A 3750-nucleotide genomic window follows, 5' to 3' on the forward strand; every position below is an offset into this window, starting at 1 on the left:
CTTATTTGATGATTTTTTATGAAGCTTTGCGGAGCTGCGGTATTTTTTAAGATATTAAAAGTTGCGCGTGCTGCTTTCTTTTCAATGAGTTCGTATGCCAAAGCAGTTTTTTCATTAATAAGATTTTTAGGGTAAAAGAACTTTCCGTCATTAAATAATGTCGTATAAAGCGCGGTTAAATTGTAAAGACTTATTCCGCAGCCTCCTAAGATGATAGGTAGTCCGGCTTTTGCTCCTTTGGGAAGGAATATATTGCGTTGGTTTTTGTTTATAACGGATAGAAATTTTTCAGGACCCAATAGGTTTAATACCGTTAAAGCAGGAAGGTTTAATGAATTATATAAAGCGTAATCAGCAGGAACCGTTCCTTTAAAATTGCGGGTAAAGTTTTTGGGGGCATAGGATCCGAAATCTTCCGCTTCATCATCAAGAACGGTTTTAGGATGAAGTTTGTTTTCGGCAAAAGCTAAAGCATAGGCAAAGGGTTTTAAAGTAGAGCCCGGGGAGCGCACTGCTTGTACTAAATCAAGCTCGGTACTTTTGTAATCTTTTGATCCTGCATAAGCACAAACGCTGTGATCGGAGTTATCAATTGTGATTGCCGCAATTTCTTCATCAGGTAAAGACTGTTCTTTAAAAGACGCGACAAGTTCATTGAGCCTACGCTGGATACTGCTGTCTATAGAAGTTATAAATAAATTTTGTCCTTTGTTTGCTTTAAATAATTTATGTCCAAAGTGAAATGCCGTTTCATACGGATAAGAAAAACTATGGGGAAGCGGCTCGGATGTGGCGGCAATCAATATGTCTTTTTTTATAATCCCGTCAAGATATGCTTTCTTTAATACTTTGTCACGGTAGTATTTAGCACTTTGATAAAAGCGATCAGGACGGATTTTTTCTGGAGAACGCGGAATTGCGACTAGAAGAGCGGCTTCAGCGGGAGTTAATTTATCAGGCAAGTGATTAAACCAGAATAAAGATGCTGCCGTTACGCCTTCAATTCCGCCTCCGAACGGAGCTATGGTTAAATAATCATCAAGTACGGCTTTTCTTCCGTGAAACATTGTAAGGTGAACGGCTTTAAAGGCTTCTTTTAATTTATTAAAGTAAGTGCGTTTTTTCGGTTCATTTAGCCTTATAACCTGCATGGCAAGGGTAGAGGCGCCGGATACTATTTCTTTATGTGAAAGGTTTTGTGAAAAGGAGCGGATCACTGCTATGGGATCAACTCCTAAATGATAGTTAAAACGCTCATCTTCAGCTGCAAGGAGCATTTTTAAATATAAGGGATCAACGTCATTACTATCGGTTTTAAAGCGATAACGGGTATCAGGAGCCGGAGCATACGCAATAACGGTATTGTCTTTGCTGAATGCTATTTTTCCTACTGAAGAGGTTTTTGACAGATCCGGTGCGCAAAAAGCAGCGATTATGATAAAGATAAGCGCTGCGGCAAACATCAATAAAACACCGAAACAAAGTATTTTGATAAAACGGTTAATTTTCATGGACGGTTATTTCTCCGTTGTTATTTTGCGCAGCCCTTAAAGAAGCATCATTTAAGCAATAAGCAAGACATGAAGGAAGAATATATGTACCGGGATATGCTCCGCGCAAAACATATGCTTTTACTATTTTGCCGTTGTCAAAACCGCTTAAATTTAATAGTAATTCATGACTGCTATGTTGGCTTTGTCCGTACGTATCACTTGTTTTTATGAAAGGATATTGGTTTTCATTGGGTAAAAGCTCTCGCTCGAAGATAAAACCTGACGGAATAAGATCACGCAGTATGATTTGCCTGTTATAAGCGGCTTGTTGTGGATCTATTTCAAGTTTGACAATGATTTTTTCATTTTGCGTGACGTTATAAGGAGGTTTTAAGATTTTGCCTCTTTCATCATATAAAGTTTTTGTAAGCTTGATGCCATAAGCAGTATCCGCAGGCGGATTTTCCGTTTGACCGAAAATTGCCGCAGTTGCGTATACTCCTTTATCTTCATTGTTTTTATAGCTTAGATTGTCTTTGGCGCTTAAGATCTTGCATGAATTATTTTGGCTGTTTTCGTCAAGATTAAGCGCTTTTGCCGCAATAAGCATTGATGCTTCATCAAGCGAACTTAAATAAGGATCAGAAAGTACATTTATTCCGAAAGCCTCGATAAACTCATTAATTTTTAGGAAATTACCGCTTAAGGCAAGGGCTTCAATCGTGCTGTAGCCTAAGAAGATCCTGCCTTGAGACAAAGGATCAAGAATAGAAAGCTTGTCTAAAATATCTTCTCTTTCTTCCTTTTTGAGTTTTCCATTTAGTTTTTGATAAAGCATATTAAATTCGACGGCAGCATTCTTTGCTCTGTTTATCGCTTCGTTTAATCTGTCGCTATCGCCTGATAAGGCAAATGCTTTGATATAAGCGCTTTGTGATAAAAGATCTTGAGGCTTATCTTCATCAAAGCTGTAGCGCAGAGCAGCTAAGTTGACATTGCCGTTTTGTGCCTGCACAAAGTATGCCAAAGCTTTTGCCGGATATTGTGAGGTTCTTGAAAGCCGTAATAAATTGTTATTTATGATTTTTATTATAGGATCTTGAATATAAAAGCCTTCACGGTTCATTAAAAGCAGAGCTTGTGCTCCCAATGCGTCAATATATTGCTGACGTTCATAATCGTATGCATCTGCGTTAAAAGAACCGGCCGCATTAAGGTATGCGCATAAAGCATTAATATCTTCTTCAATCCTTGAGTTGATTTTGGGATCGTCTGATAGGTTATTTCTGCTTAAAAGCCGCAGCGCACGTTCTTCTGCCGAGGGTGAGGATAAATTGTCCAAATCTTTAATGAACGCAGGTTGATTAATTAAAGGTAAATAACCAGTACATAAAGATCTGATTGCGTCCTGATTGAATTTTTCTTTAAATTTAAAAGTAACGGTTTTATCAGGGGCAACATAAGAACTGTGTTTTTCCAAACTGTTAGGATAAGAACTTATAACTTCAATAGGATACGTTTCTTTATATGAATAATTGTCGCTTTTTACAAGCACGTCAACTTTTCCTTGACCTAAAGCTGCGGCATTAAGCGGAAGCGTTATTTTAGATAAGGTATTTAACGGCGCGCTGATTGTTTTATCTAAAGAACATGCAACAGATCCGCTGCATGAGATTTTTAAGTTAAATTTTTCATGCGCAACTTCAAGGTTGTTTATAGTGAGCTTGACATCAGATTTATCGCCTTTAATTAAATAGTAGGGCAAAGTCAAATCGGTTACAGCTTTGTCTTTGACGGTAAAAATAGAAGATAAAGATCCTACTTTGTCGTTATTCCACGCAAAAGCCATCAGATGAAGCGCCCCGGAAAAATTGGGTACGTCAAAATCAATTTGCGCCTGTCCGTTATTTACTTTTATAACTTTGCTTTCAAGCGCTACGGTTTTGTGCGGAACGGTACTAAGAGATTGCAGTAAAGATGCCTCCGCCATGGCTTCATCGCCGTAGCCTTGGTTGTTTTTCTGTATTTTTTTGATGATATTGCCGTAAGAGTCAAAAATTTCATAAGAAAGGCGCGGCTTATCAAACATGGATTCAGGTTTAATATCTTTAAAACCGGTAAGATTTAAAATTCCTTCATCGACAAGATATGCTTTGATTAAAGTATTGTTATCAGCGCCTTCAAGGTTAAGAGGAATGGATAAGCAGCTGTTTGGTTTTATCTCGTTTTGCTTAAATTCAGATGAGATTTTAATAAT

The 3750-nt window shown here is 37.8% G+C and carries 2 protein-coding genes; both read right to left on the minus strand.

Annotated elements, in window-relative coordinates; genetic code table 11:
• On the minus strand, positions 1 to 1511 hold a 1511-nt coding region (locus QZ019_RS09465), incomplete at its 3' end, for a transglycosylase domain-containing protein (RefSeq protein ID WP_295484541.1).
• Positions 1501 to 3750: alpha-2-macroglobulin family protein (locus QZ019_RS09470; RefSeq protein WP_295484543.1), on the minus strand; the 2250-nt coding region annotated here is incomplete at its 5' end. The genes QZ019_RS09465 and QZ019_RS09470, both read right to left, overlap by 11 nt.

This window comes from uncultured Succinatimonas sp. (assembly GCF_905203285.1).
Taxonomy (GTDB): Bacteria; Pseudomonadota; Gammaproteobacteria; order Enterobacterales; family Succinivibrionaceae; genus Succinatimonas.